Source organism: Sorangium sp. So ce385 (assembly GCF_051474135.1).
GTDB lineage: Bacteria > Myxococcota_A > Polyangia > Polyangiales > Polyangiaceae > Sorangium > Sorangium cellulosum_D.
Genome location: NZ_CP150337.1, coordinates 4,230,944 through 4,257,734, shown reverse-complemented (window position 1 = coordinate 4,257,734; position 26,791 = coordinate 4,230,944). Strand labels below are relative to the sequence as shown.

The following is a 26,791-nucleotide window of genomic DNA, read 5'->3' as shown; positions in this document are numbered from 1 at the left end:
GGCGTCATGCCCACTGCGAGAGGACGGACGCGGCCACGCGCCGCACCTCCGGGTCCGGATCGGTCCGCGAGACGTGCTCGACCGCGGCGAACCCCTCCCGCGTGGCCACCGCGGCGAGCGTCGTGGCCGCCGCCTTCCGCGCCGGCGCGGAGGGCAGGCCGAGCGCCTCGAGGAGCGCGGCGTGCCCCGCGGGCTGCCGCATCCGCGCGAGCGCCGCGGTGAGGACGGGCGAGAGCTCGTCGTCCGCCGTCCCGAGCGCCTCGAGGATGCCCTCGACGCGCCCCGGCACCGGCGTGGACAGGGCGGCGAGGAGCGGGCCCTGCGCCGGCGAGGCGACGAGCAGCGCGATGAGGCTCAGCGTCGCGTCGACCCCGGCCCGCCCCGCGATGAAGCTGGTCGCCGCGGCGCGCACGCTCTCGTCGGGGTCGCCCGCCGCGCGCACGAGCGCCGGCAGGACCTCGGGCGACGAGAAGCCGGAGATCGCCGAGACCGCGACCAGCCGGGTCGCCACGTCCGGCGACGAGAGCGCGCCGAGCAACGTCGGCAGCGACTCCGCCCGCCCGGCGATGCCGAGCCCGATCAGCGCCGAGCGCCGCATGTCCGTGTCGCTCGCCTGCGCCGCCTGCTCCAGCGCCGCGAGCGCGAGATCGCCCTTGATCGCCGACAGCGCCTCGATCGCCGCCACGCGCACCTGGCCGCTCTCGTCCCGGAGCCGCTCGGCGATGAGCCCGGCCGCCTCCTCGCACCCGAGCTTCCCCAGCGCCTGGCAGGCGTAGTAGCGGACCCACGCGTCCTCGTCGCCGAGCCCCGCGAGGAGCGCGTCGACGACGCGCGGCGCCCGCTGCGACTGCCCGAGCGCACGCATCGCCACCGCCCGGACCCGCTCCGACGCGTCGGCGGCGAGCGCGGCGAGCGCCTCGATCGCCTCCGGCTGCGCGAAGGACGCGAGGCCGTGGATCGCGCGCTCGCGCGTCCGCAGGTCGGGGTCGCGGACGCCCTCGAGGAAGATCGGCAGCGCCGAGGCGGGCGCGAAGTAGGCGAGGATCCGCAGCGCCGTCCGCCGCACGGACGGGGTCCCCTCGCGGGCCGCGGCGATGGCGAGCGCCTCGACGTCGGGGCCGCCGAGGCACTGGATCGCGGTCGTCGCGGCGTGGACGACGCGGGGGTTCGGGTCGTCGAGCAGTCGGAACAGCGCGCGCGCCGAGCTCGGCTCCGAGATCCGCGCGAGCGCGTCGCAGGCCGCCGCGCGGACCTCCGGGTCCGGATCCGCGAGGCAGCGCTCCACGTCGCCCGCGGCCGCGGCGCCCCGGACGAGCGGCAGGAGCAGGAGCCGGCGGGAGCTGTCGCCGTCGCGCAGCGCCGCGAGCACCCGGGAGTCGGCGCTCCGGGAGAGCTGGAAGAGCGCCTCCGCCGCGGCGCTCGCGACCGGGGGCTCGGCGTCGAGCAGGCGCGTCAGGTCGAGCAGGACGTCCTCGCCGCCGATCGCGCCGAGCACGCTGCAGATGAGCACCTGCTCGGCCGGATCCGCCCCGGCGAGGCTCTGCGAGAGCCGCCGCGCCGCGCCGGGCGCGGGCGCCTCGCCCCGGAGCGCCTCGTCGATGGGCGCGGCCGTCCCGTAGCGCTCGCGGTACCGCTCGCGCAGCTCGGCGAGCGCCCCCGCGGCGACGCGCGCGACCGCGTCGCTCGGGCGGCCAAGCAGGCGCATCAGCGGCGCCACGGCGCTCCGGCTGCCGGTGCGGCCCAGCGCCCGCGCCGCCTCGAGGAGGTAGCGCGGATCGTCGAGCAGGGCCGAGAGCGGGGCGATCGCGCGCGGGTCGCCGCTGCGGCCGAGCACGTCGATCGCCGGGAAGACGCGGAAGAAATTGCCGCTCGTGACGGCGCTCACGAGCGCGTCGACCGCCGCTCGGCCGCCGACCCGGCCGAGCGCCTCGATCGCGGCGACCGCGACGTTGTCGTCGACGTGCGACGTGAGCTCCGCGAGCCGGGGGATCGCCTTCGCGCTGCTGCGGCGGCCGAGGATCTGCGCCGCGTCGGCGACGACCGCGGGGCGAGGGTCGCGCGTCAGCGCGAGCACGGGGTCGTCGACGTCGCCGAGCGACGCGACGAGCGCGTCGACGTTGGCGGCGATGCGCGCCTCGCTGTCCCGCCGCGCGGAGAGGCACGCGCAGAGCGGCCCCACGGCCGCGTCGCCGAGCGCGGCGAGCGACGCGACGACGGACCGCCGCACGGTCCAGCTCGGATCCGCGAGCATGTCGATGAGCGCCGGCACCCCCTCGGGCCCGGAGGAGGCGAGCCGGTCCACCTGCTCGACGCGCTGCCGCTCCGCGTCCGAGACGGAGAGCGCGGGGCGACGGGAGATCACGAGGTCTCCGGCGGGGCGTGGGGCTGGCCGCCGTTCGCCCTGAGCTGCGCGACCGCGGCGGCGACCCCCGCGACCGCGTCCACGTGCTCGGCGCTCGCATGCCGGATCCGGCCGACCTGATCGAGCACGTGGCCGGCGTCGGCCGCGACCGCGCCGGAGTCCCTCGCCTGCCGCGCCGCCGCGGCGGCGACCTCCCGGACCGGCTCGCGCAGGCGGGCGAGCGACGCGGCGTGCTGCTCGCTCCGGGTCGACAGCTCGGCGGCCGCCCTGACGACGCCCTGGAGCGACGCCGCCTGCCGGCTCGCGCCCGACGCGAGCGCCGCGATGGACTCGGCCTGATCGGCCACCGCCCGCGCCGTCTGCTTGGCGATCCGGCGCACGGACTCCCCCTCCTTCGCGAGGGACGCCGTCGCCTTGGTCTGGTCCGCCGTGGCGGCGGTCACCGCCGCCGCGAGCCGCGCGACCTGGCGGGCGGACGCCTCCAGCTGCTTCGCGGCCCGCGCCTGCTCGCCGATCCCCCGCGCCGACTGGGCGGACATCTTCCGGATGTCGTCCATGGCGCGCGCGACCTCGGCCGCGCCGCCGGCCTGCTCCGCGAGGCCGGCGACCATCCGCTGCGACGCGCCCGCGGCCTCCTGCGTGAGCGCCATGACCCCGGCCAGGGCGCGGGTCTGCTCGACCATGGCGGTGCTGGTCTGATGCGTCAGCGCGCGCATCTGCGCGGCGACCTTCGCGAGCTGCGACGCCCCCGTCGCCTGCTCCTCCATCGCCCGCGACACGCGCTCGGCGCTCGACGTGAGCTGCGCGTTCAGCTTCACCGCGTCGCGCAGCGCGCGCGCCTGCTCGGCGGTCGCCTCCTTCGTCTGCCGGGCCATGCGCCGCATCTCGGCGCTCCCCTGCGCGAGCGCCTGGACCGCCTTGGTCTGCTCGGCCGCGGAGCGCGCGACCGCCCTGCCCTCCTCGCTCATGCGCGTCGCGGTCTGCGTCAGGGAGCCCACCGCCTGCACCTGATCGGCGTTCGCCCGGTCGATGTCGCGGATCGAGCGGCCGAGCTCCTCGACGCCCTGCAGGATGGACGCGAGCGCCCGATCGGCGTCGCCCGCGAGCCGGGTCCCCTCGTCCGCGACCTTCACGCCCTCGGTCGAGGCGGCCACCGCCTCGCGGGCGCTCGCCTGGAGCGCGCGGACGATCTTGGCGATCTCGGCGCTCGAGACGGCGGCACGGTCCGCGAGGTTCCGGATCTCCTCGGCGACGACGGCGAAGCCCCGGCCGTGCTCCCCTGCCCGCGCGGCCTCGATGCTGGCGTTGAGCGAGAGGAGGTTCGTGCGGTCGGCGATCAGGTTGATCGTCTGGACGATGTCGCCGATCTCCTCGGCCCGCTTGCCCATCTCCTTCATGACCGACGCGGAGTCGACCATCGCCTGCCGGATGCTGCCGAGGCCGGCGATGGACCTGCCCACCGTCGCCGCGCCCTGGCGCGCGGTCGCGACGCCCTGCTCGGCGGTCGCGCGCGCGGTCTCGACGATGGAGACGATCCGCCGCGTGGTGCCCTCGACCTGCGACGAGGCGGCGGCGTTGCCGGCCGCGAGCCCGCTGATCTGGTCGGCGCTCTGCGCGACCTGCTGCGCGGTCCGCGCGAGCTCCTCGGCGGCGACCGCGTTGGCCTCGATGGTCGCCGCGTTCTTCTCGGCCGTGGCCGCGACCTCCTCGACCGAGCTCGCGATCTCGGTGATCGTGCTCGCGGTCGACGACGCGCTCGCGTCGAGCGCCTTCGCGCTCTCCGCCACCCCGCGGATCGACCGCGCCATCTGCTCCGCGGTCGCGGCGGTCTCCTCGACCGCGCTCGCCATCTCGGTGGCGTCGCGCGCGACGCGATCGAGGGAGCCGCTCACGCCCGCGACGGCGCCGGCCATGGTCGAGATCTGCGACCCGAACCCCCGCGCGTCGGCCGAGATGCGCGCGATGCCCTTCGACATCTCCTCGATGGTGGCCCCGATCTGCTCGAGCGCCGCGGCGCTGCTCTCGCCGCGGGCCGCCGCCTCGTCGGCGGCGCCGCTCGTCACCGACACGGAGCCGAGGAGCTCCTCGCTCGAGGACGCGAGCTCCTCGGCGCTGGCGCTCACCGACTTCACCGAGCGGGCGATCTCCTCGAGCGCCGCCGCGGTCGTCTCCGCGGAGCCGGCGAGCGCCTCGGCGTCGCCCCTCACGCCCGCGAGCGCGGGGGCGAGCGTCCCGAGGCCGCTCGTCGTGCCCTCGGCGCCCTGCGCGACCTCGGCGGCGGCGTCGCTGATGCGCTGCCCCGACCGCGCGAGCGCCTGCGCCGCGGCCGCCGCCTCCTCGATCTCGCCCGCGAGCGCGCCCGCCGCGGCGCCCTGCTGCCTGCCGGCGGCGGCGTGCTCCGCGCCGGCGGCGGCGAGCCGCGCGGCCGCCTGCTCGACGCCGGCCACGGCCGTGATGGCCTGACGGAGCGAGCGCTCGGTCTGCTCTGCCCGCGCGAGCGCGCCGTCGATGTCCGCGATTGCATCAACTGCCATGATCCTGCTCCTCACCGATGATCCTGCCGACGTCGACGAGCATGACGAGCCGCTTCCCGAGCTTCGCGACCGCCCTCACGAACCCGGCGCTCTCCTCCGCCATGACCTCGGGGGGCGCCCGCAGCTCGTCGGCGGCGATGTTGACGACCTCCCGCGCGCTGTCCACGAGGAGGCCCACGGTGCGGCCGCCGCGCTGGACGACGATGACGCGCGAGTCCAGCGTGGGCTCCACGGTGGGGAGCCCGAACCGGGCGCGCAGATCCACGACCGGCACGACGCGGCCGCGGATCTGGATGAGGCCGCCGACGTACGGCCGCGTGCCCGGCACCCGGGTCGCGCCGGTGAACGACTCCATGTGGAGCACGTCGGCCGCCGAGATCGCGTACTCGGTGTCCGCCACCTTCAGGACCACGTGCAGGTCGCTCATGAGGCCACCCGGACCAGGCCCGCGCGGCCGCCCTGGCCGGCGGAGAGCCGCCCGCTGAGGCTCACGAGGTCGAGGACGAGCGTGGGGCGGCCGTCGCCGAGATCGGTCGAGCCGGACACGCCCGGCACCTTGACGAGCGGGTCCTCGAGCGGCCGCACGACCACCTCCTGCTGGCCGAGCACGCGGGTCACGCCGAAGGCGAAGGGCGCGCCGTTGCGCCGCACGACGAGCGCCCTGGTCGCGGACGAGGCCACGAGCTCGAAGAGCGCGCCGAGGTCGACGAGCGGCACGACCTCGCCGCGCCGCTCGATCAACGCCGTACCGCCCCGGGCGCGGCCCGGCGCTGGCAGCTCTGCAGCACCTCGGGCGGGGCCCAGGGCCGGCAGCTCCGTACCGCCCCGGGCGCGGCCCGGCGCTGGCAACTCTGCAGCACCCCGTGCGGGGCCCAGGGCCGGCAGCTCCGCGCCGCCCCGGGCGCGGCCCGGCGCCGGACCGCGGAAGATGCGGGCCGCGTCGATCTCCATGACTTCCTCCACGCCCGCGACGGGCGTCACGAACGGCTGGTCTCCGCACAGGAAGGAGAAGGCGTCCACGATGGTCAACGTGAGCGGGATGCGGAGGGTGAAGGTGGTGCCGGCGCCGCGCGCCGTGCTCACGGAGAGCTCGCCGCCGAGCTGCTCCACGGCGATGCGCCGCACGATGTCCATCCCGAGCCCGCGGCCGCTGGTCTTCGTCGCCTGGTCGAGCGTCGACAGCCCGGGCAGGGTGATGAGGTCGAGCAGCGCCGCGTCGCTGTCCGGCGCGGGGCGGCCGGCCCGCGCCGCGACGAGCGCGCGGTCGATGCCCCGCCCGTCGTCGGCGACGCTGAGCTCGAGCTGGTTGTTGGAGCGCTCGAAGCAGGAGACCCGGACGACGCCCTCCTCGGGCTTGCCCAGCCGCCGACGCTCCGCGGGCGGCTCGAGCGCGTGATCGACCGCGTTGCGGAGCAGGTGCACGATCGCCGGGAAGATGCGCTCCGCGACCGCCTTGTCGAGCTCCGCCTTGCCCGCGTCGATCTCGATCCGCACCTGCTTGCCCGTCGCGCGGCCGAGGCCGCGGACGACGAGCGGCACGCGCTCGAGGAGCTCCGTCACCGAGATCATGCGCGCGCGCATGATGGCGCCGCGGAGGTCGCGCAGCTGGCGGTCGTGCTCGCGCAGGATCTCCGCCAGGTCGCGGACGTCCACCCCGCGGGCGCGCAGATCGGCGGCCGCCCGGGCGAGCCGGAAGCGCGTGACGACGAGCGCCGACAGCTTGTCGAGCGCGTCGTCGAGGCGCGCCACCTCGACGCGCACCACGCCGCGGAGCTGCGGCTCCCGGTCCGCCGGCTCCTCCGGCTCGGCCTCGGCCAGGGCCGCGACGGCCAGCGGGACGGGCGGCGCCACCGTGAGCGGGCGGACGCCGTCGGCGCCCGCGGCCCGCGCGATCTCCTCGTCGGGCGCGCTCGTGAGGACGAGGAGCGCGAAGGCGATGCCGCCCGGCGCCCTGTCGCTGGCCGGGACCGAGAGCGGGACGACCTTGACGATCTCGGCGAGCTTGCCGACGCGCTCGCGGACGGCCGTGATGTTCATCCCCTCGGCCGTGCGCGCTGGCGACGGGACGAAATCGACCCGCAGCGCGCGCCGACCGGCGGCCACGCCCTGCGCGAGCTGCACCCGCTCGCCGGGCCCGAGCTTCGCGAGGATCTCGGGGTCGGCGCTGATCGTCGGCGCGGGCGGGGACGGCGCGGCGGCGAGATCGAGCGCGGAGAGCGCGTCGAGCAGCGCGGGCGCCGCGGGCGGCACCGGCTGCTTCCCGGCGAGGGCGCGGGTCCGCTCCTCGATGGCCCGGAGCCCGCGGAGCAGCACCTCGATCGACGGCGCGGAGAGGCTGCCGGCGGCCCGGTCCACCGCCCGGAGCACGGTCTCCATCGCGTGGGCGATGTCCACGATCGGCTCCACGCCGACCATGGCGGAGAGGCCCTTGATGGTGTGGAGAGAGCGGAAGAGCTCGCGCACCGCCCGCGGGTTCGACTCGCCGGTGCGGAGGGCCGCCTCGGCGGCGAGGAGGTTCGCGGTCGACGCGGAGAGGTGCTCCTCCACCTCGACGAGGTAGCCGGCGACGAACTCGTTCACATCGAGCGCGTCGCTCATCCCGCGCCCGCGACGCGCTCCCCGAGGAGCGCTCGCACGCTGGCCAGGATGGCGTCGGGCGTGAACGGCTTCGTCATGAACTCCGAGGCACCCGCGCCGAGCGCGCGGGCCCGGGACTCCTCATCACCCCGGGTGGTCACCACCAGAATCGGCAGGCTCCGCAGCTTGTCCTGGCCCCGGATGAACTCGATGACCTCGAGCCCTCCGATATCGGGCATGTTCAGGTCGAGCACCACGAGATCGAACGGCCTGAGCGAGAGCGTCTCAATCGCCTCGAGCCCGCTCGCCGCGTGCGCGAACGAATACTGCTCGGCCCGCAGGCAGGCCACGACCATCTCACGCATTACCCTGCTGTCGTCGACGACGAGGATCTCTGCCACAGCGACACTCGGTCCAGGGCATAGCCGGCCCGCGTGCTGGGTGTCAATTGCGCGCCCGAGCGAGCCCGGACGAATCAGGGAAATCCCGTCGGACCGGCCCCGAGGTTCACGCCACGCGGGCGAGGAGCGCGCGTTCGGGTCCGCGCCGGCTGCGCCGCGTCCGTCCGGCACCGGCGCCGCGGGGCGCGTCGCTCGGGAGCTCGGGCGAGGGCGCGCGCGGCAACCGGACCGAGGCCAGAACCGAGGCCAGAGCGGAGGCGCGCGCGTCGAGACGGCGCGAAGCAGCGGAACGCGGCAGCGCGCTTTTCCGCGCGTGGGGCTTGCGTCGCTGTGGGCTCTCGATCAGATGAGACTGGGCGGTAACGACTCGCGCAGAGCCAATTCCTCTCCGCGCCCTGGTTTCAACCCGGAGAGCGGCCTCTCGCGGGAGAGGGGCGTTGCGGTCCCTGCTGCTCCTGGAGAACCATGAACCGGCGGACAACGATGGATTTCGTGCTCGCGGACGCGGCGCGCGAACCGATCACCTCGCCGCGGCGCGGTGCGGCGCCGGCGGGGCGCGGCGACCGGGAGGCGAGCGCGGAGCCGCCGCCGAGCGAGCGCGCGCGGCGCGCGGTCGTGTGGATCCTCGATGACTCGCCGCTGGAGGCCGAGATGGCGGCGCGCTCGCTCGCGGCCGGGCACGAGGTCCAGGTCTTCACGGACGCCGCGGTGATGCTGGAGCGCGTGACCAGCAGCGAGCTCCCCGACGTCCTCGTGCTCGACCAGGTGATGCCGGGCATGTCCGGCACCGAGATCTGCGGCCTGCTCCGGTCGCGCCCCGCCACGGTCGGGCTCCCAATCCTCATCCTGACCGTCGCGGGACACGAGCAGGACCTCGTCGAGGGGCTCACCGCGGGCGCCGACGACTACGTGGTCAAGCCCTGCCCCCCGGCCGCCCTGTCGGCGCGCGTCGGGGCGCTCCTTCGCTCGAAGCGGCTCCGCGAGCGGGCCGAGCGGGCCGAGCGCGTCGCCGCGGTGGAGCGCGATCTGCTGCGCGCCCTCATCGATCAGAGCGGCGACGGCATCATGGCCGCGGACGAGCGCGGGGTGCTGCGCATCTGCAACGGCGAGGCCCAGCGCCAGCACGGGGTGTACGCCCGGGACGCGAGCGCCGCGATGGAGGCGCTCCGGGCCAATGGGCTGCTCGCGCTGGACGGGCGCCCGCTGCGCCCCGACGAGGACCCGCTCTACCGCGCGATCCGGGGCGAGAAGGTCGAGAACGCGCGCTGGCTCGTGACGCGCCCGGACGGCTCGATCCGCGCGCTCGCCGGGACCGCGTCGCCGCTGCGGCAAGCCGACGGATCGCCCGCCGGCGCGGTGCTGATCACGCGCGACGAGACCGACGCGCTCGAGGCGGAGCGGGCGCTCCGGGACAGCGAGGAGCGCTACCGGGTGATCATCAGCGCGCTCGAGGAGGGCATCACGCTCCAGGACGAGCGCGGGGTGATCCGCACCGCGAACGCGAGCGCCGAGCGGATCCTCGGGCGGCCCGTGGCGCAGATCGTCGGGTCGACGATGCTGGATCCCGCGTGCAGGTTCGTGCGCGAGGACGGCTCGCCGTTCCCGTTCGAGATGTTCCCCGCGCAGGTCGCGCTCCGGACCGGCGCGCCCCAGTCGGCCGTCCTGCTCGGCATGGAGCGGCAGGACGGCTCGGTCCTGTGGCTCTCGGTGAACGCGCAGCCGCTCCGCCGCGCGGACGGCGCGGTGGCCGGCGTCGTCTCCTCGTTCTTCGACATCACCTCGCGCAAGCGCGCGGAGGAGGAGCGGCAAGGCCTGCTCGCCGCGGCGCAGGCGGCGAGGGAGGAGGCCGAGGCCGCGAGCCACCTGAAGGACGAGTTCCTGGCGACGATGAGCCACGAGCTGCGCACGCCGCTCACGGCCGTCCTCGGCTGGGTCCGGATGCTGCGCACCGGCAAGCTCGCCGAGGATCGGCGCGACAAGGCGCTGGAGACGGTGGAGCGCAACGCGCAGGCGCAGGCGCAGCTGATCGACGATCTACTCGACATCTCGCGCATCATGGCCGGTAAGCTCCGGCTGGAGGTGCAGCCGGTCGAGCTCGTGGCCGTGCTCGACGCCGCGCTCGAGGTGGTGCGCCCTGCCGCCGACGCCAAGGGGGTGCGGCTCGAGCCGCTCCTCGAGCCCGGGGTGGGCCCCGTCGCGGGGGACGCGGGCCGGCTGCAGCAGGTCGTCTGGAACCTCCTCAGCAACGCGGTCAAGTTCACGTCGCGCGGAGGGGCCGTGCGCGTCCGGCTCGAGCGCTCCGAGGGGTCGGCCGAGATCGTCGTGTCCGACACCGGCCAGGGCATCGATCCCGCGTTCTTGCCCTACGTGTTCGAGCAGTTCCGGCAGGCCGAGAGCGGCACCACCCGCAAGCACGGGGGCCTGGGCCTCGGGCTCACGATCGTGAAGAGCCTGGTGGAGATGCACGGTGGCACGGTCCAGGCGCAGAGCGACGGCGAGGGGCGGGGCGCGACGTTCATCGTGCGGTTGCCGCTCGCGGTGGCGCCGAGCCACGCCCGGGATCGCCGGGGGGTGTCGCTGCCCGGCGCGGGCGGGACCGAGCGCCCCCCGGAGCTCGAGGGGCTGAACGTGCTCGTGGTGGACGACGAGGACGACACGCGCGAGCTCCTCGTTACGATGCTGGAGCAGTGCGGCTCGCACGTGACGGCGGTGGCCTCCACCGCCGAGGCGCTGCTCGCGCTCAAGGCGCTGCGGCCCGACGTGCTCGTGTCCGACATCGCCATGCCCGGCGAGGACGGCTACGCGCTGATCCGCAAGATCCGCGCGCTCCCGTCGGCGGGCGGCGGGCGGACCCCGGCGGTCGCGCTCACCGCCTATGCGCGCACCGAGGACCGCACGCGCGCCCTGCGGGCCGGGTTCAACACCCATGTCCCGAAGCCGATCGAGCCGGCGGAGCTGCTCGCGGTGCTCGCGAACATCGCTGGATCGCGGGGAGAGGTCTAGTGCCGCCGGCCAGAGGTCCGGCCAGGGATGGCCGGACCTCTGCGCCGCTTCGCGGGGGCTTCGCGCGGGCGGACCTCGCCTTGTTTCCTCGGGGCGCGAGGCCGCCCTCGCGGTCTCACGGTCTCACAGGCATTCGGAGACGCACGTGATGTACGCGGCGCACCCATCGTTCGCGGCGCATTGCTCCGCGGATGTATCGATGCAAGCGTCTTCCTGGAGCCCGCCGACGCAGGCCCGGCACGCCTCGTTTCCGAGGAGCCCCTGCACGTTGGCGGATCCATCGTCCTCGCAGGCGTCGGTCTCCGCTTCGTCCGTGTCGCAGTCGCCGGCGCACGTAGCGCTCTCCGCACAGCCGCACGCCTCCAGCGTCAGCTCGAGGAACGCCAAGGCCCCCTGCTGATTGTCCTCGATGCACTGCGTGGCGCAGTCAGCGCCGCCGCCCTCGCCGCCGCCCCCCTCGCCGCTGCCGCCCTCGCCGCTGCCGCCCGTCCCGGTGCCCGTCGTGGCGGCCGAGGTCGACGACGAGGAGGAGGTGGTGGTGCCGGACGCGCCGCCCCCGCCGCCCGCCCCGCCGTCGCCGCCCGGACCGCCGTCATCCGAACAGGCCGCCACCGCGCACACCGTGACCAGAATCGCTGCGAAGCTGAGACTCTTCATCGAGGTTTCTCCTGACAACAAAGGTTACGCTGCTCGGCTCGAACGAGGCGGCGAACGCCGCCGCCCCCGCGGAGCGTCTTCTTTTTCGCGCTCTGGCACCCTGCCATGGCGCCGAGCGATTACCCACATCAGCGCTTTACACGATGATTTCTACCGCGTACGCGCCAGCACCTCTCGTCGCTGCCATTGGCCATCTGCCATCTGCGCACTCACGGTGAGCATTCACACAACCGTCCAGCAGATCCGCCGGCGACGTCCTTGTACAGAAGAGCTGATCTTAGCACGTCGAAAACCTGTGCCATTCCGATTCGCCGCGTGGAGAACTTGCTCTCATGGCGGCCTGATGGGTGGAACGCTCCCGGAGGGTGATGCGGGCGGATGAGCTCGCGACGGGCGCCGCGGCGATGGGGCCGCTTGCCGATTTGCCCCTGCTGTTCACGACAGCCGTGCTCGCGGTCGCATGGAGCCCGCCGTGAGGAGCCCTACCCGCGCCGCACCTCGGCCAACTCGATGGCTGCGCAGGCGGGTCACTCCCTCCGGCAGCTCCGCTCGATGGTGTCCATCAGCTTGAGCACGTCGAACGGCTTGCTGATCACCGCGTCCGCGTCGATGCCGGCGCGGTCCGTCCCGCCGCGCGCGGTCATCACCACGATCGGCGTGGAGGCGAGCGTCGGGTCGCGCTTCTGCTCGGCCCGGAACTGGAACCCATCCATGACCGGCATCATCAGATCGAGCAGGACCAGCGAGATGGACGACGGGTCGTCCCGCAAGTAGTCCAGGGCCTCGCGCCCGTTCGCGACCGACGCGACCAGATACCCCTCGTCTTCCAGGAGCTCGCTCAACGTCTGGCGGATCGCGGCGTCGTCATCGACGATCAGGATGCACTTGTTGGGACGGCTCATCGTCATGCGCACTCGCTCTCTTCCCGAGGGAGCAGGGTCCTGTGGCGCTTCGGCCAGGCGCGGGCCCGCGGCCCGCTCGCGCCGATCGCCTCAGGCGCGCCCGGAGCCCGGCCTGCTCCCCGGCAGAGAGGCGGCAGGGCCGGCCAGCGGCAGGGTGACCTTGAAGGTCGAGCCCTCGCCGAGGACCGAGCTCACCTCGATCGAGCCGTCCAGCGCCTCGACCAGCTGCCTCGTGATGTAGAGCCCCATGCCGAGACCGCCATAGTGCCGCGCCGACACGGCCCGCTCGAACCGCCCGAAGATCCGACCGAGGTTCTCCGGCGCGATCCCGATACCGTGGTCCCTGATCGTGAGCGTGGCGCTCGATCCCGCCGAGTCGACGGCGATCTCGATGGGTTTTCCCTGACCATACTTGAGCGCGTTCGAGACGAGGTTATCGACGACCTGCTCGAGCCGCAGCCGATCCCAGTTGCCGGCGCCGTCGTCGCCCGCGCTCACGGTCACCCGGGACCCGGACTCCGCGATCTCCCCGCCCTCGTGGAAGCGGGCCACCACCTGCCGGGCGATCTCCGACAGCCGGACGGGCTCCAGCTCGAGGGCGAGGCGCCCCGCGGAGATCCGGGAGATGTCGAGCAGGTTGTCGACGAGCCGCCTCAGCCGCTCGCCCTGCCGGCGGACGAGCCCGAGCCGGTCCGTGAGCCACGCGAGGCGCTCCTTGTCGGGGCAGAGCTCCGGCGCGCGGCGCGTCAGGATCTGGATCTGCAGCGACAGCGGGGTGAGCGGCGTCTTCAGCTCGTGGGAGGCGATCGAGAGGAACTCGTCGCGCAGGGCGATCGCGCTCTGGGCGTCCTTGTACAGGCGCGCGTTGTCCACGGCGAGCGCGCAGCGGCGCGCGAGCTCCTCCGCGGCCGCGAGGTCCTCCCGGCTGTACCGGCGCCCGGACTGCGCGGCGATGAAGGTGAGCGTCCCGAAGAGCCGCCCCCGCCGTGCCAGCGGGACGCACATGTACGAGCGCCCCCCCATGGCCCGCATCACCCGGAGGTGCTCCTCGTCGTGCGCGATGGCGCGCATGTCCTCCTCCGTGAAGCGCTCGACGAGGAGCGACTCCCGCGCGAGGAACACCCGCGTCGATGGGTGCGCGCGGTTGCCGTCGAGCAGGAGCGTGAAGCGCCTCGCCTCCTCGGCCAGGGCGGCCTGCGAGGGGTCGGCGCAGGCCACGCTCACCCGCCGGAACGTGCCCTCGTCCTCGTCGAGCAGGTCGACGAGGCAGAAGTCGGCGAGGACCGGCACCGCGAGCTGCGCGACCCGGGCGAGCGTCGTCGGGTAGTCCAGCGAATCGGCGAGCACCACGCTCGCCGCGTCGAGGAAGCGGGGCAGCTCCAGCGCGCGCTCCCGCTCCGCGGCCTCGGCCGCCCTCCGCCGCATCCGCGCCATCTCGATCTGCGTCCGGACGCGCGCGAGCAGCTCGCGCGCCGAGAACGGCTTCACGAGGTAATCGTCCGCCCCCGTGTCGAGGCCCTCGACGACCGCATCCTCGCTCGCGCGCGCGGACACGAGCATCACGGGGACCATGCTCGTCCTCGGGTCCGCCCGGAGCTCGCGGAGGAGGGAGACGCCGTCGAGCCCGGGCATCATCACGTCGCTCACCACGAGGTCCGGCGGGCGCGCGAGCGCGGCCTCCAGGGCCGCCCGCCCGTCGGAGACCGCCTCCACGTTCCACCGCGGCGCCAGGAGGTGGACGAGGTAGTCGCGCATGTCCGCGTTGTCGTCGGCGACGAGGACGCTGCCCTCGCGCTCCCCCGGCGCGGCCTCGACGCGCTCCCCCGGCGCGGCCCCGGCGCGCTCCCCCGGCGCGGCCTCGGCGCGAGGCTCCGGCGCCGCTCCGGCGCGAGCCCCCGGGCCTCCCGGCGCCGCGCCCTTGCGCGCCTCCGGACACCACTGCGACGCCTCGATCACGTGGAGGCTCGTGCCCACCGGCGAGGGCGCGGCCTCCGGGGCGGCCGCGGCGACGCGCTCGGCGGGCAGGTGCGCGTGGCCCCTCGGGATCGACACGGTGAACGCGCTCCCCCGCCCCAGCTCGCTCGAGACGCGCACGGCCCCCCCGTGGACCTTGACGAGCTCCTGCACGAGGGCGAGCCCGATGCCGGTGCCCTCGATGCTCCGGCACCGCGCGCCGTGGACGCGGTGGAACCGCTCGAAGACGCGCGGGAGCTCGTCCGCCGGGATCCCGGTGCCGGTGTCGCGCACGCACAGCTCGACGTGGTCCGGATAAGGCTGGAGCGAGACCGCGATCTCCCCTTCGAACGTGAACTTGAAGGCGTTCGACATGAGGTTCGAGACGATCTTCTCCCACTGCGCCCGGTCGACGTAGATCGGCTCCGGCAGCGGCGGGCAGTCCACGACGAGCGACAGGCCCGCGCCCTCGACCAGCGAGCGAAAGGAGCTCGCGAGCTCCGCGGTGAGCCGCGCGAGGTCGGTCGGCTCGAACGTCCGCTGGAGGCGCCCCGCCTCGATGCGGGAGAAGTCGAGCAGCGTGTTGACGAGCCGGAGGAGCCGCAGGGTGTTGCGGCGCACCGCGGCGAGGCCGTCGCCCGAGAGCGAGGCCCCCGGGTGGGCCAGCGCGTCCTCGACGCGCCCGAGGATGAGGGTGAGCGGGGTGCGGAACTCGTGGCTCACGTTGGCCACGAACTCCGTCTTGAGGCGGTCGAGCGTCGCGAGCTCGTCCCTGTGCCGCGCGACCTCCCGCTCGAGCCGCCGCTGCTCGGTGACGTCGCGCCCCTCGGCGATCATGAAGACGACGTTGCCTTGCCGGTCCTTGACGGGCTTGAGGTTGAAGTCGATCGTGATGAGCTCCTCGCCCTGGTTGCCCCCGAGGATCTCCACGTCGTACCGGACGAACTCGCCGCGCGCCGCGTGCCGCACCGCGTCCTTCAGCCGCTCCTGGGCCTCGGGCGCGCCCTGCCACCAGCGGCAGTCCCAGAACGGCACGCCGTGCACCTGCCCGAGCTCCACGCCGGCGCCGCGGACCGAGGCGTAGTTCGACTCCCAGTTCGTGCCGCGGGCGTCGAGCAGGCCCCAGAACTGGAAGGCGCTGTTCATCGCGACCCGCGCCGCGAGGAGCCGCATCAGCCCGGACTCGCGCCCTGGGCTCGCGCGCGCGAGCTCCTGCCTCAGGAGCTCGGTGTCCTGGAAGAGGCGTTCCTCGGAGTCGTCTACGGGTCTCACGATCGTGAGGTCTTCCAGGCGTTCGATGAAGTCGCGCCCTTCCGCTCGTTCCTCGCTGCACCGCTGTTTCATCCCGTCGCTCATCCCGCCTGCGGCTCCGCTCCACGCAGGGAACAGCTCATCGTGAAGCGCTTAGTGGAGATCGACCTTCGCGCAAGGCCCGATCGCCTGGGCCCGGGCGAGCGAGCTTTTGTGGACGGTCGAGATCTCGAGATGCGCGGGCGGGCGGGGCGTTGGGGCGCGCCGCGCCGCCTCTGGCCGCCGGCCCGGCTGGCGGGCAGACGGACGCGGCGCCGCGATCTCTGGTAAGCTCGCCGGCCATCCACCATGAGCGCGCCCCCCGAGGTCGTCGTCGTCGGCAACATCGGCATCGACACGAACATCTATCTTCACGGCGAATCCATCGACTGGAGCGTCGAGGGGAATTTCACCCACAACACGGACTCCGTGGGGCAGGCGGGCGGGTACGCGAGCCGCGGCTACGCGGGCCTCGGCCGGCGCACGGCCTTCGTCGGCACGGTGGGCGACGACGTCCTCGGCCGCCACATCCGCGAGGTGCTCGCGGCCGAGGGCATCGACGCGCGGGGGCTGTTCATCGACCCGGCGGGCACCGCGCGCAGCGCCAACATCATGTTTCCCGACGGGAGCCGACGGAACTTCTACGACGCCAAGGGCCACATGGAGCTCGCGCCCGATCTCGACGCTTGCCGCGCGGCGATGGCCGGCGCGCGGCTCTGCCATTTCAACCTCCCCAACTGGGCGCGGCGGCTCCTGCCCATCGCGAAGGAGCTCGGCGCCACGATCGCCTGCGATCTGCAGGACGTGATCGACCCGCTCGACCCCTACCGGCGCGACTTCATCGCCGCCGCGGACTTCCTCTTCTTCTCCGCGGCGAACCACGCGTCGCCGGAGCCGGTCTGCGCGGCGTTCCTGCGCGAGCGGCCCGACCTCGTGGTGGTGGTGGGCATGGGCGCGAGGGGGTGCGCGCTCGCGACGCGGGGCGGGCTGCGCACGTTCCCGCCGGTCGCGCTGGACCTGCCGGTCGTCGACACGAACGGCGCGGGCGACGGCCTGGCGGTCGGGTTCCTGGTGAGCCACGTCCTCGAGGGGCTGCCGCTCGAGGACGCCCTCCGGCGCGGGCAGATCGCGGCGCGCGTCGCCTGCGCCCAGCGGGCGCCGAAGCGGCGGCTCGCGCGCCGCGAGGACCTCGTGCGCCACGAGCGCGCCCTCCTGGGGGGCGGGGCGTAGGCGCGAGGGGCCTGCTCGGCGACGGGCGTCTCGCGTTCGACGTCGTATTTCTGGACATTCGGCGCTCCGGCGGCCGAATCGAGGGACCGCACATCGCGCGCGAGCTCGCGGCGCCGTCCAGGCCTCCATCGCTCGTGCTCGCGACCGCGCCCAATGCGCACGAGCGGAACGCTTGACTCGGGTGCACACCGCCCACGGCGTTTCCGGCCGTGCGCGCTGGGCGCAGCGCCCTTTCGCGCGATCACCGAACCCGATACGCTCGGGCGCTATGGTCGAAGAGAGCACGCGCCAGGAGCCGCCGGTCGCCGACAGGTTGCGTCGCGTCGGCGCGCTGTTCGAGCCCTTCTCGTCGAGCTATACGGACAACCCCGCGCTGGCGTTCTATCAGGCGGCGCACCGGGAGGCGCCGGTCGCCTACAGCGAGGCGTTCTCCGCTTACCTCGTCGTGGGGCACGCCGAGCTCACGCAGGTGCTCCGCGAGCCGGTCGGGTTCTCCTCGGCGCACATCCTCGACCTGCCGCCGGATCTGCCGCCGGAGGTGACCGCCGAGCTCCAGCGCGGCATCTACCAGATGCCGCCGGCGCTCTTCAACAACGACCCTCCCGGGCACACGCGCGCGCGGGCGCTCTTCTCCAAGGCGTTCACGCCCGCGCGGGTCGCCTCCCTCGAGCCGACGATCGCCGAGGCGGCGGAGGCGCTGGTCCGCGCGATGGCGCCGGGCGACGGCCCGGTGGATCTGATGCAGGCGCTCGCCTTCCCGCTCCCCTTGCAGATCATCACCGCCCTCATCGGGATACCCCTCGTGGACGCGCCGCTGCTCAGGGCTTGCCAGGACGACCGACTCAAGCTCTACGACCCGGCGCTCGACAAGGCGCGCCAGGTCGAGGCGGCGCGGAGGTGCGTGGCCTACGAGCGATATCTGGCCGACCTCATCGAGCGACGCCGCGGCACGCCTGCCGACGACCTGATCACCGCCCTCATCGGCGCCCGTGTCGACGGCGAGGCGCCCCTGTCGGTGGAAGAGATGATCTCCCACCTCATCGTCCTGTTCTTCGCCGGCTACGAGACCGTGGCGAGCCTGATCGGCTCGCTCGTGCTCCGCCTGCTCGAAACGCCCGCGCTGTGGGACGCCATCGACAGCGACCCGGCGCTGCTCCAGGCGGCGATGGAGGAGACGCTCCGGATCGACGCCCCGGTGCAGATGGAGCCGCGGCGCGCGACGGCGCCGGCGGTGGTCGGCGGCGTCGAGATCCCCGCGGGGGCCACGGCGTTCGCCTTCTTCGGCGCCGCGAACCACGATCCGGCGATATTCCCGGATCCGCTGCGGTTCGACGTGAATCGCTTTACCGCCGGCCCGCGCGCGCGGCACCTCGGCTTCGGCTGGGGTGTTCACACCTGCATCGGCGCCTCGCTCGCGCGCATCGAGGTGCGGTGCGCCGTGCAGGCGCTGCGCGCTGCGTTCCCCGGCCTGCGCCTCGCCGCCGAGGCGCGCCCGAGCTATGCGCCCAGCATGTTCTTCCGGAAGCCCACGGCCTTGCCCGTGACGCTCGGCGCAGCGTGACCGGGCGGCTCCTCCTGCCGGCCGACGGCGAATCCGCGCGGGCGGGCGCCGGCGACGCGCCCGGCCATCGACTATCCTCGCGCCGATGCCCCGTCGCCTCAGCCTCGCCGCCGGCGCGGCGCTCGCCGCCGCGCTCGTCTCGTCGCCCGGGCTGCTGTCGTGCGCCCGGCCCCAGCCCTCCGCGCCTTCCCCTTCCCCGCCCGCCGCGCTCCCCTCGCCTCCCGCGCAGCCGCCGGCCGACGGCGCGCGCCGCCGCGCCCGCGAGCTCGGCATCGTCATCGGCCGCCTGCCCACGGGCAGGCTTAACGCCATCACCGATGTCCCCGGCGTGCGGGTCGGGCACGTCACCCACCATCGGGGCGCTGGCCGGCTCGACCCCGGCAAGGGGCCGGTGCGGACCGGCGTGACGGTCATCCTGCCGACGTCCGACGACTTCTGGCACCACAAGCTCCCTGCCGCGAGCTTCATCCTGAACGGCAATGGGGAGATGACCGGGCTGCACTACGTCAACGACTTCGGTGTCCTCGAGTCGCCCATCGTCTTCACCAACACGCTCGCCGTGGGCCGCGCGTTCGACGGGGCGGTCCAGTACATGCTGCGGCGTTATCCGGCCATCGGCATCGACGAGCCCACGGTGTCACCCATCGTCGGCGAGTGCGACGACAGCGCATTGAACGATATCCGGGGGCTGCACGTGTCGGCCGAGGACGTGCTCACGGCGGCGGAGCAGGCCGCGAACGGGCCTGTCCAGGAGGGGGCGGTCGGCGGGGGCACGGGCATGATCTGCTACGATTTCAAGTGTGGTATCGGCACGGCCTCGCGCGTCGTGCCGGAGGCCGCGGGCGGGTTCATCGTCGGCGCCATCGTGCAGGCCAATTTCGGGGCGCGGGGCGAGCTGCGGATCGACGGCGTGCCGGTCGGCCAGGAGATCCGCGACCTCTTGCCCGTGCCGGACTACCACAGCGAGGGCTCGCTGCTCGCCGTGGTCGCGACCGACGCGCCCCTCTCCGCGCGGCAGCTCGGGCGGGTCGCGCGCCGCGTCTCGCTCGCGGTGGGGCGCACGGGCACGATCTCGCGCGACGGGAGCGGCGACCTGTTCCTGGCCTTCGCGACGGGGAACCGGATCGCGGCCGCGCCGAGGGAGCTGACCCGGACGCTCCGCGAGGTGGACGACGGGCGCCTCAACCCGCTGTTCCAGGCGGCCGAGGAGGCGGTGGAAGAGGCCATCCTCAACGCGCTGACCATGGCGACGACGACGTTCGGGCAGGACGACCACGTCGCCTACGCCATCCCGCTCGACCGGCTGCGCGAGGTGATGAGACGATACGGGAGGCTCGGCGAACCGGAGCGAGAGGGGCGCTGAGTCCCGCGAGCCCGCGGGCGTCCATCGCAGGAGAAGGCGTGTGAATGTTCGAGCCTGGAGGCGCATCGGACTCGACCACCCGCCCGACCGCGAGCTCCATGCGTGCTCGCGTCTCGTGACTTCTTCTGGAGGACATGTTGCTATGGCAATCGGCAAGACGAGGACGAGCGTTCTTTCGGCGATGGGTCTGGTGGACGACGATGCGCTCGCCGTCGAGTGGACCAGCGACTGCGCTGATGGGATGTTCTCCGCGCCCACGGCGTTCGTGACCGACTTTACCAAACCCGCTGCCGGCATCTGTAACGTGAGCGTGAGCGTGACCGACGGCGAGCTCTCCGCGAGCGAGACGCTCTCGATCATCGTCTTCGAGGAGAGCCTGGCTCAGGGCGCCGTGATCATCGACGGCCAATTCGTCGCCAGGCCAGTGATGTCCATGAACGTGGAGTGGCCTGGAGCGTACTGCTTCGTCCACGCGCACTCCACAGACGGCACCTGCCAAGAGCCCATCACCGCATCCGGCAGCGTCGTGCTGATCTTGCAGGTCGACTGGGGCAATTCGTCTCCTGGAGCCGTCGAGGTCACCGACAGCTGCGGCGGCGCCATCACGGACGTTAGCCTGTCCCCCACCTTCAATGTAGTTCACTGGCAGCCGCCGGCGGCTCAGGCCGCGTGCTCGATCAGGGCTCACGCCACGAACGGCGACGGCCTGAGCAGCGTGCTGTCAGCCGCTGTCCTGGTGCGCCCGGAGCAGGCCGACTAGCGGGTGGGGCGGGCGGCGGCCTGGCTGTCGGATTCCTGCCGCGCTCGCCGAAACGGTTGACAGGGACGGATCCGTGTTCTCTAATACAAACATTCGCGATTCTTCATAATTAAGCGTCGCAGAGACCGGCCTGCCTGGCAGACCGTGCTGCGCCATCGTGCGCGAGATCCGCCTTTTGCTCGCCAGGTGCCGAGGAGAGCACCGGATCGGCAGATAGCGGATCTCATGAGCGCGTCGCACGCGCTCGTCGGCGTCCGCCGTCGAGCCCTGCCTCGCGATGCGCGCATCACGGTCGGTCGCGTCGCCGTCGGATAGCCACGTTCGCAGTGAAGGAGGAGCTTGATCTGCATGAATCGAATGAAGCGATTGTTCATGGTCAGCCTCGTGTGCGCAGCGCCCGCCGCCGCCGCTTGTGGCGGCATGCCGTCGGGTGAGTCCGACCCCTTGGAGAGCGTCGCGGCCGCGGCGCAGCCGCTGACCCACGGCTGGAGCAAGTCTTTCGGCGACACCGAGTGGCAGAGCGCTCACGACGTCGTCGTGGATGGATCCGACAACATCATCACGATCGGGTACCTCGGGTACGGCAGCACCGTGGATTTCGACGGCGCAGGCGGAGCGCCCGCCCTGAGCACGACGAACGGGGCGATCTATCTCGCGAAGTTCGAAGAGGACGGCGATCACGTCTGGAGCAAGAAGTTCGAGGACGTCTACTTCGGCGGGCTCGCGGCAGACAGCGGCGGCAACGTCTACCTCGCCGGCTACACCCGGGCGAGCTCCGTCGACCTCGGCGGAGGATCCATCGCTGTCGGCGACGGCCAAGGCGTGGCCGTCGTCAAGCTCGACAGCAGCGGGAACCACGTCTGGAGCAAGGTCTTCGGCGGCGTCGACTCATGGGATTCCGCGAATAGCAACGCCGTCGCCGTCGACGCCGCGGGAGACGTGCTCGTCGCCGGCGCCACGATCGGCGCCATCGAGTTCGGGACCGACACCAATTGGGCAGGCGCTGTCGACGGCTTCGTGACGAAGCTCGACGGCAGCGATGGAAGCCCGATCTTCGCCGATTTCTTCTTCTCTGATGGCATCGTGGTCCCCATCGGCATTGCGGTGGATCCCGACGACGACAGCTTCGCCATCACCGGGCGGTTCGGCGGCTACGCGGATTTCGGCGGGACCCCGCTGATCAGCAACAGCGCATGGGCCTCACCCTACTGGGAGACCGGCTATGACGCGTTCGTGGCGAAGTTCGAGTCCGACGGCGATCACCTCTGGAGCAAGGGCTTCGGCGACGATAACAGCGCAGAGGGCACCGATATCGTGATCGACGACTCCGGAAACGTCGACGTGATCGGCTGGTTTGACGGCGACGTCGACTTCGGGAGCAACACGGCGACGCTCACCCACCCGGGTGACGATGCGGGCGATATGTTCCTCGTGCAGTTCAGCGCCGCCGGCGCCGATCTGTGGAGCAAGCAGTTCGGCGACACGGGCTTCGACAACTTCGAGCGGGGCACGGGCGTGGCGGTCGACAGCGCAGGAAACGTGAGCATCATCGGGCACTTCAGGAACAGCATCAACTTCGGCGGCGCGACGCTGACCAGCGCAGGAGCCGCCGATATCGCCGTCGCCCAGTTCGATGACGGCGGCACCCACATCTGGAGCGCCAGTTATGGCAGCGATTCCAGCCAAGTAGGCACAGGCATCGCGGTGGACAGCTCCGGGAAGGTGACGATCACGGGCGACTTCTACCGCACGGTGAATTTCGGCGGCAGCACCCTGACCGACACGGCCACGGGGTGGTTCGGAGATGGCGATATCTTCCTCGCCCAGCTCGTCCCCTGAAGCTCGGGCCCTCGGGCGGGGACGGTCTCCGCACGCTGGAGACGCCGCCGAGGCCACCAGCATCGCCGGGGCGGCCGCCGCGCCCCTGCCGCCGGACTCCTCGCCGTCCGGGCCAGGCGTCTCTCGCGCCACGCCGCGCTCGCAGCCGGCGCTCCTGCCCTCTTCGACCACGGCCCTGCCGCCCACCCCCTCGCCACGCCTGTCCTGCGCGCGCCGCAGCAGCCGATCACCACCCGGCTGCTGCTGAGGCAGCAGCGGAGCCCCCCACGGCACGTCCACGCCGGCGGCGGCGCTGGCCCGATCGGTGCTTGGGCCCGCCGCGGCGGATCCCCGATGAGCACCCCTGCGACGCCGTCCCCACCTCGCACCCCCGAAATCGACGACGTCGCCGACGTCCTGGTGATCGGCGGCGGCCCCGCCGGCGCGTGGGCCGCGCTCGGGGCCGTCGCGAGCGGCGCGCGCAGCGTGGCGCTCGTCGACAAGGGATATTGCGGCACCTCCGGCGCCACGGCCCCCGCGAACACCGGCGCCTGGTACGTGACGCCCGAGGGCGACGCGCGTGAGCGCGCCATCGAGGCGAGGTTCGCGCGGAGCGGCGGGCTCGCGCACCGCGCGTGGATGGCGCGCGTCCTCGACGCGACCTGGGAGCAGATCAACCGCCTCGCCGAATGGGGTTATCCCTTCCCGCTGGACGACAGCGGCCTTCAATACCGCGCCAACCTGCGGGGCCCCGATTACATGTATTTCCTGCGCCGCCAGCTCCGGCGCGCGGGCGTCCGCATTCTCGACCACTCCCCTGCCCTCGAGCTCCTCGTCAGCGACGGCGTGGTCGCCGGCGCGGCCGGCCACGCCCGCCAGCAGGACGCCGCCTGGCGCATCCGCGCCGGGGCCGTGGTCCTCGCCAGCGGCGGCTGCGCGTTCCTGAGCAAGGCGCTCGGCTGCGACGTCAACACGGGAGACGGCACCCTGATGGCCGCCGAGGTGGGCGCCGAGCTCTCCGGGATGGAGTTCTCGGCGCAGTACGGGATCAGCCCCGCCTACGCCTCGGTCACCAAGGGGCTGCCCTATTTCTGGGCGACCTTCACCACCGAATCGGGCGAGGTCATCGACAGCCGGGGCAATCGCATGCTCGCGGTGGCCAGGGCGCTCTGCCACGGGCCGGTGTACGCGGTGCTCGACCGCGCCGGCCCCGAGATCCAGCGCTGGCTGCGCGACGGACAGCCGAACTGCTTTCTGCCCCACGACCGGCTCGGGATCGACCCGTTCAAGCAGCGGTTCCCCGTCACCCTCCGCTCGGAGGGCACGGTGCGCGGCAGCGGCGGGATCCGCATCGTCGACGACGCGTGCGCGACCCACGTCCCGGGGCTCTACGCCGCGGGCGACGCGGCCTCGCGCGAGCTCATCGTCGGCGCCTCGAGCGGCGGCGGGAGCCCCAACGCGGCCTGGGCCATCTCGAGCGGCACCTGGGCGGGCCGCGGCGCGGCGCGCTTCGCGCAGCGCCTGGGCGACCGCGCCGCCGCGAGGGCCGTGCGCCCCGCCGGGACCGTCGGCCTCCGCCCCAGCGGGGCGGCGGGCGGGCCCTTCGCCAAAGAGATCATCGACCTCGTCCAGCGGGAGGTGCTGCCGCTCGACAAGAACCTCTTCCGCCGGGGCGATCGGCTGGCGGCCTCGGTCGAGCGGCTCGACGGCGCGTGGCGCGACGCCGAGGCGCACCTCCACGCGGCCGGCGCCGCCCGGGTCCGCGCGCGCGAGGCCGCCGCGCTGCTGGCCACCGCGCGGTTCTGCTACAGGAGCGCCCTCGCGCGCGCCGAGTCCCGCGGGCTGCATCAGCGCACCGACCTGCCGCACACCGACCCGGACCAGGCCCATTGCCTCGCGACCGGCGGGCTCTCGTCCATCTGGGTCGAGCCTCGCCGGCCTACGCATGGGTCCGGCCCGCCCGCCCCTGACGCCCCTGATCGAGGAGACCTCGCATGATCGAGCTCTTGAGCGACGCCCGCTGCATCGACTGCAACCTCTGCGTCAAGGTCTGCCCCACGAACGTCTTCGAGGCGCGACCGGGCGATGCGCCCGTCATCGCGCGCCAGGAAGACTGCCAGACCTGCTTCATGTGCGAGCTCTACTGCCCGACCGACGCGCTCTACGTGAGCCCGCTCGCCGAGCGCCGCGATCCCGTCGCCGAGGAGCGGCTGGCGCAGGACGGCCGCCTCGGGAGCTACGCGCAGCACCTCGGGTGGCGCGCCGCGCGGCCCGGCGGTACGGATCGCGACCCCACGTTCCGGTTCCGCGCCGTGACGGCCGGGCAGTGAACCCAACAGCGTGACGCTCCCTGCGCCGGCGCTCACCCTGCCCGCGCGGGGCGGGCGCCGCGCGGGGTGGGAGAGCAGACGACCGTCGGCCCATGAGGGCGCGCGAGGCGCCCAGGACAATGTGGTGGAATCCAAGACCTCTCTGCAGCGCGCCCCCGGCGCTCCGGCGCTCCCGGACACGCCCTTTCGGTTCATCCTTCACTTCGTCCGCCGATACCGCGCCTGGTATCTGGCGATGTTCGTGTTCGAGTCGGCGCACGCCTCGTTCGGGATCATGATCCCTTATGCCATCGGGCAGGTGATCAAGGGCGTGACGCAGGCGCCGGACGGCGACCGGGCCGCGCTGAGCGGCCAGCTGCGCAGCCCGCTGACGCTGTTCGTCGCGCTCATCGCCGGCGAGTTCCTCTTCAGCCGCATCGCGGGCCTCTTCCAGATCCTCGTCGGGCCGTGGCAGCGCCAGAACGTGACCCGCAATCTCTACGCGTACCTCCAGCACCACTCCCACCGGTATTTCAGCAACAACTTCGCCGGGGCGCTCGCCCACCGCATCAGCGAGACGTCGATGGGCGTCTCGCAGACGCTGTGGGCCATCCTGTTCGACTTCTGGCCCATCGCCATCGTCTTCTCCGTCTCGATCGGCCTGCTCTACCGCGCTCACCCGGAGCTCGCGGCGTTCGTCTCGGCCTGGGCGGCGCTGTTCGTCAGCATCTCTTACTGGCTGGCGACCCGCTGTCAGCCGCACGCGGTGGGCGCCGCGTCCGCGCGGAGCGAGATCACGGGCAAGCTCGTCGACTCGGTCACGAACCTCACGAGCGCGCGGCTCTTCGCCCGGCTCGGCTTCGAGCGCGAGTACCTCGACGAGCAGCTCGTCCGGGAGCTCCGGGCGGTGCGCCGGTCGAACTGGTACTCCGAGCGCGTGCGCTGGTTCCAGTTCGCGTCGGCCGCGCTGCTCAAGGTGGGGACGCTCTACTACGCGCTCGCGCTCTGGCAGCGCGGCGCCATCGGCGTCGCCGAGTTCGTGATGGCGACCAGCCTGTCGCTCCTCATCATCAACGAGGCGCGCAACCTGAGCCGCCGCTTCCTCGAGTTCTTCGAGTTCGTCGGCAACGTCGCGAACGGGGTGAACACCATCATCCGCTCCCACGAGCTCGTCGACCGGCCCGAGGCCGTCGCGCCGCGGATCGAGCGCGGCCGGATCGAGCTCCGGAACGTCACCTTCGGCTACACGCCGGACGACCCGATCTTCGAGGGGCTCAGCGTGACGATCCCGCGCGGCCAGCGGGTCGGGCTCGTCGGCTTCTCCGGCTCCGGCAAATCGACCTTCGTCAACCTCATCCTGCGCCTCTACGACATCGACTCCGGTCAGATCCTCATCGACGGGGTGGACATCCGCGACATGACGCAGGACGCGCTGCACGCGCAGCTCAGCCTGATCCCGCAGGACCCGAGCCTCTTCCACCGGACGCTCCTCGACAACATCCGCTACGGTCGCCTCACCGCGACCGACGAGGAGGTCGTCGAGGCGGCGCGCAAGGCGCGCGCGCACGAGTTCATCGCGCAGATGAAGGACCAGTATCGCTCCATGGTCGGCGAGCGCGGCGTCAAGCTCTCGGGCGGCCAGCGCCAGCGCATCGCCATCGCGCGGGTCATCCTGAAGGACGCGCCGATCCTCATCCTCGACGAGGCGACGTCGAGCCTCGACTCGATCACCGAGAAGGCCATCCAGGACACGCTCGACGGGGTCATGAAGGGCAAGACGGTGCTCGTCGTGGCCCATCGCCTCTCGACGATCGTCCACCTCGATCGCATCCTCGTGTTCGAGGACGGCCGGATCATCGAGGATGGCACCCACGCCGAGCTGCTGGCGCGGAACGGGGCCTACAAGCGGCTCTGGAGCAAGCAGTCGGACGGCTTCCTGCTCGACGGGGCCGCCGAGGAGCGCCGGGGTGCGCCGCGGGCCCAGGCGGCCCCGGCGCCGCTCCCGGCCCCGGCCCCCTGAGGCGCGGCGCGCGGGCGGCTCAGGCGGGCGGCGGCGCCCCCGCCGCCGGAG

Annotated in this window: 17 protein-coding genes; 9 read left to right on the top strand and 8 right to left on the bottom strand. The window is 73.3% G+C overall.

The features are described 5' to 3' along the window. Positions 1 to 4: 4 nt before the first annotated feature. The 5 genes from WME83_RS15780 to WME83_RS15760 are packed head-to-tail and all read right to left on the bottom strand — an operon-like array spanning position 5 to position 7,874. Positions 5 to 2,362, bottom strand: coding sequence for a HEAT repeat domain-containing protein (locus WME83_RS15780; RefSeq protein ID WP_437320104.1), 2,358 nt, complete (start codon positions 2,360 to 2,362; stop codon positions 5 to 7). Next, on the bottom strand, positions 2,359 to 4,896 hold the full coding sequence (locus tag WME83_RS15775; RefSeq protein WP_437320103.1) for a methyl-accepting chemotaxis protein: 2,538 nt from the start codon (positions 4,894 to 4,896) through the stop codon (positions 2,359 to 2,361). Before WME83_RS15775 ends, WME83_RS15780 begins: the two co-directional genes overlap by 4 nt. Beyond that, positions 4,886 to 5,323, bottom strand: a complete 438-nt coding sequence (locus tag WME83_RS15770) for a chemotaxis protein CheW (protein WP_129575053.1) — start codon at positions 5,321 to 5,323, stop codon at positions 4,886 to 4,888. Before WME83_RS15770 ends, WME83_RS15775 begins: the two co-directional genes overlap by 11 nt. Beyond that, positions 5,320 to 7,494: a chemotaxis protein CheA gene (locus WME83_RS15765; protein WP_437320102.1), complete on the bottom strand. Its 2,175-nt coding sequence runs from the start codon at positions 7,492 to 7,494 to the stop codon at positions 5,320 to 5,322. Before WME83_RS15765 ends, WME83_RS15770 begins: the two co-directional genes overlap by 4 nt. After that, on the bottom strand, positions 7,491 to 7,874 hold the full coding sequence (locus WME83_RS15760; RefSeq protein WP_437320101.1) for a response regulator: 384 nt from the start codon (positions 7,872 to 7,874) through the stop codon (positions 7,491 to 7,493). The genes WME83_RS15765 and WME83_RS15760 overlap by 4 nt, the downstream gene beginning before the upstream one ends. A gap of 465 nt (positions 7,875 to 8,339) precedes the next feature. On the opposite strand from WME83_RS15760, the gene WME83_RS15755 reads away from it, so the two are divergent. After that, positions 8,340 to 10,877: a hybrid sensor histidine kinase/response regulator gene (locus tag WME83_RS15755; protein WP_437320100.1), complete on the top strand. Its 2,538-nt coding sequence runs from the start codon at positions 8,340 to 8,342 to the stop codon at positions 10,875 to 10,877. 123 nt (positions 10,878 to 11,000) lie between these two features. Here WME83_RS15755 and WME83_RS15750 read toward each other — a convergent pair whose 3' ends face one another. The 3 genes from WME83_RS15750 to WME83_RS15740 form a co-directional block, all read right to left on the bottom strand. After that, a complete protein-coding gene (locus tag WME83_RS15750; RefSeq protein WP_437320099.1) occupies positions 11,001 to 11,534 on the bottom strand; it encodes a hypothetical protein in 534 nt (177 codons plus the stop codon). 527 nt (positions 11,535 to 12,061) lie between these two features. Beyond that, positions 12,062 to 12,442, bottom strand: a complete 381-nt coding sequence (locus tag WME83_RS15745) for a response regulator (protein ID WP_437320098.1) — start codon at positions 12,440 to 12,442, stop codon at positions 12,062 to 12,064. Between the two features lie 84 nt (positions 12,443 to 12,526). After that, positions 12,527 to 15,661 carry an ATP-binding protein gene (locus WME83_RS15740; RefSeq protein ID WP_437320097.1) on the bottom strand — a complete coding sequence of 1,045 codons (3,135 nt, stop codon included), beginning with the start codon at positions 15,659 to 15,661 and terminating at the stop codon, positions 12,527 to 12,529. Positions 15,662 to 15,988: 327 nt separating this feature from the next. On the opposite strand from WME83_RS15740, the gene WME83_RS15735 reads away from it, so the two are divergent. The 8 genes from WME83_RS15735 (at position 15,989) to WME83_RS15700 (ending at position 26,740) form a co-directional block, all read left to right on the top strand. Then, on the top strand, positions 15,989 to 16,909 hold the full coding sequence (locus tag WME83_RS15735; RefSeq protein ID WP_437320096.1) for a carbohydrate kinase family protein: 921 nt from the start codon (positions 15,989 to 15,991) through the stop codon (positions 16,907 to 16,909). Positions 16,910 to 17,177: 268 nt separating this feature from the next. After that, the gene (locus WME83_RS15730; protein ID WP_437320095.1) at positions 17,178 to 18,470 is read left to right on the top strand and encodes a cytochrome P450; all 1,293 of its coding nucleotides are present in this window, start codon (positions 17,178 to 17,180) and stop codon (positions 18,468 to 18,470) included. An 85-nt stretch (positions 18,471 to 18,555) separates the two neighbouring features. Then, positions 18,556 to 19,833, top strand: a complete 1,278-nt coding sequence (locus WME83_RS15725) for a P1 family peptidase (RefSeq protein WP_437320094.1) — start codon at positions 18,556 to 18,558, stop codon at positions 19,831 to 19,833. A gap of 142 nt (positions 19,834 to 19,975) precedes the next feature. Further along, on the top strand, positions 19,976 to 20,593 hold the full coding sequence (locus tag WME83_RS15720; RefSeq protein ID WP_437320093.1) for a hypothetical protein: 618 nt from the start codon (positions 19,976 to 19,978) through the stop codon (positions 20,591 to 20,593). Between the two features lie 348 nt (positions 20,594 to 20,941). Continuing rightward, positions 20,942 to 22,432, top strand: a complete 1,491-nt coding sequence (locus WME83_RS15715; protein WP_437320092.1) for a hypothetical protein — start codon at positions 20,942 to 20,944, stop codon at positions 22,430 to 22,432. A gap of 333 nt (positions 22,433 to 22,765) precedes the next feature. Continuing rightward, positions 22,766 to 24,409 carry an FAD-dependent oxidoreductase gene (locus tag WME83_RS15710; protein ID WP_437320091.1) on the top strand — a complete coding sequence of 548 codons (1,644 nt, stop codon included), beginning with the start codon at positions 22,766 to 22,768 and terminating at the stop codon, positions 24,407 to 24,409. Continuing rightward, positions 24,406 to 24,741 carry a 4Fe-4S dicluster domain-containing protein gene (locus WME83_RS15705; RefSeq protein ID WP_437320090.1) on the top strand — a complete coding sequence of 112 codons (336 nt, stop codon included), beginning with the start codon at positions 24,406 to 24,408 and terminating at the stop codon, positions 24,739 to 24,741. Before WME83_RS15710 ends, WME83_RS15705 begins: the two co-directional genes overlap by 4 nt. Before the next feature lie 235 nt (positions 24,742 to 24,976). Further along, positions 24,977 to 26,740, top strand: coding sequence for an ABC transporter ATP-binding protein (locus WME83_RS15700; protein WP_437322003.1), 1,764 nt, complete (start codon positions 24,977 to 24,979; stop codon positions 26,738 to 26,740). Positions 26,741 to 26,791: the final 51 nt, after the last annotated feature.

Excerpts from the sequence above, each read along its gene's own strand:
- WME83_RS15775 (WP_437320103.1), bottom strand. The coding sequence starts at position 4,896 with ATGGCAGTTGATGCAATCGCGGACATCGACGGCGCGCTCGCGCGGGCA.
- WME83_RS15725 (WP_437320094.1), top strand. The coding sequence starts at position 18,556 with ATGCCCCGTCGCCTCAGCCTCGCCGCCGGCGCGGCGCTCGCCGCCGCG.
- WME83_RS15770 (WP_129575053.1), bottom strand. The coding sequence starts at position 5,323 with ATGAGCGACCTGCACGTGGTCCTGAAGGTGGCGGACACCGAGTACGCG.
- WME83_RS15730 (WP_437320095.1), top strand. The coding sequence starts at position 17,178 with ATGGTCGAAGAGAGCACGCGCCAGGAGCCGCCGGTCGCCGACAGGTTG.
- WME83_RS15735 (WP_437320096.1), top strand. The coding sequence starts at position 15,989 with ATGAGCGCGCCCCCCGAGGTCGTCGTCGTCGGCAACATCGGCATCGAC.
- WME83_RS15700 (WP_437322003.1), top strand. The coding sequence starts at position 24,977 with ATGTTCGTGTTCGAGTCGGCGCACGCCTCGTTCGGGATCATGATCCCT.
- WME83_RS15755 (WP_437320100.1), top strand. The coding sequence starts at position 8,340 with ATGAACCGGCGGACAACGATGGATTTCGTGCTCGCGGACGCGGCGCGC.
- WME83_RS15720 (WP_437320093.1), top strand. The coding sequence starts at position 19,976 with ATGGCAATCGGCAAGACGAGGACGAGCGTTCTTTCGGCGATGGGTCTG.
- WME83_RS15705 (WP_437320090.1), top strand. The coding sequence starts at position 24,406 with ATGATCGAGCTCTTGAGCGACGCCCGCTGCATCGACTGCAACCTCTGC.
- WME83_RS15745 (WP_437320098.1), bottom strand. The coding sequence starts at position 12,442 with ATGACGATGAGCCGTCCCAACAAGTGCATCCTGATCGTCGATGACGAC.
- WME83_RS15765 (WP_437320102.1), bottom strand. The coding sequence starts at position 7,494 with ATGAGCGACGCGCTCGATGTGAACGAGTTCGTCGCCGGCTACCTCGTC.
- WME83_RS15715 (WP_437320092.1), top strand. The coding sequence starts at position 20,942 with ATGAATCGAATGAAGCGATTGTTCATGGTCAGCCTCGTGTGCGCAGCG.
- WME83_RS15710 (WP_437320091.1), top strand. The coding sequence starts at position 22,766 with ATGAGCACCCCTGCGACGCCGTCCCCACCTCGCACCCCCGAAATCGAC.
- WME83_RS15750 (WP_437320099.1), bottom strand. The coding sequence starts at position 11,534 with ATGAAGAGTCTCAGCTTCGCAGCGATTCTGGTCACGGTGTGCGCGGTG.